Source organism: Corynebacterium sp. HMSC067D03, assembly GCF_001811185.1.
GTDB lineage: Bacteria > Actinomycetota > Actinomycetes > Mycobacteriales > Mycobacteriaceae > Corynebacterium > Corynebacterium coyleae.
The window spans coordinates 1-801 of sequence record NZ_KV803794.1 but is presented as its reverse complement, the minus strand read 5'-3'; the positions used below and the strand labels follow the sequence as shown (position 1 = coordinate 801).

Annotated in this window: 1 rRNA gene; it reads left to right on the top strand. The window is 53.2% G+C overall.

What is annotated here, in order from left to right:
- Positions 1-99 precede the first annotated feature (99 nt).
- A 23S ribosomal RNA gene (locus HMPREF2785_RS03075) occupies positions 100-801 on the top strand; the annotation flags it as partial.

The following is an 801-nucleotide window of genomic DNA, read 5'->3' as shown; positions in this document are numbered from 1 at the left end:
GTGTTGTGTGAGAACTGTATAGTGGACGCGAGCATCTTGTTCTTTTTGTGTAATTTTTGTTTGTTGAGTTGTCTGCAGTTTTTGTAGCGACCGTAATTGTTGTTTTGTGTTACGGGCGTATGGTGGATGCCTTGGCATGCTGGGCCGATGAAGGACGTGTGAGGCTGCGTTAAGCCTCGGGGAGTTGCCAACAGTGCGTTGATCCGAGGATGTCCGAATGGGGAAACCCAACACCAGTTGTGTGGTGTTACCTGCAGGTGAATGCATAGCCTGTGTGGAGGTGACGTGGGGAAGTGAAACATCTCAGTACCCACAGGAGAAGAAAACAATTTGTGATTCCGTGTGTAGTGGCGAGCGATAGCGGATGAGGCTAAACCGTGTGCGTGTGATACCTGGGTAGGGGTTGCGTGTGCGGTGTTGTGGGGTGTGATCGTTGCGGGCTACCTGACCGCAGGATGGTGTGTGTGCGTTAGCGGAAACGTCTGGGATGGCGTGCCGGAGCGGGTGATGAGCCCCGTACGTGAAGGCGTTGCATATGTTGTCTGATCATGTTTTCCCCGAGTAGCAGCGGGCTCGTGAAATCTGCTGTGAATCTGCCGGGACCACCCGGTAAGCCTAAATACCCAGTGTGACCGATAGTGAATAGTACCGTGAGGGAATGGTGAAAAGTACCCCGGGAGGGGAGTGAAAGAGTTCCTGAAACCATGCGCTTACAATCCGTCAGAGCACCGTTTGTGTGTGATGGCGTGCCTTTTGAAGAATGAGCCTGCGAGTCAGCGGCATGTCGCGAGGTTAACCCGT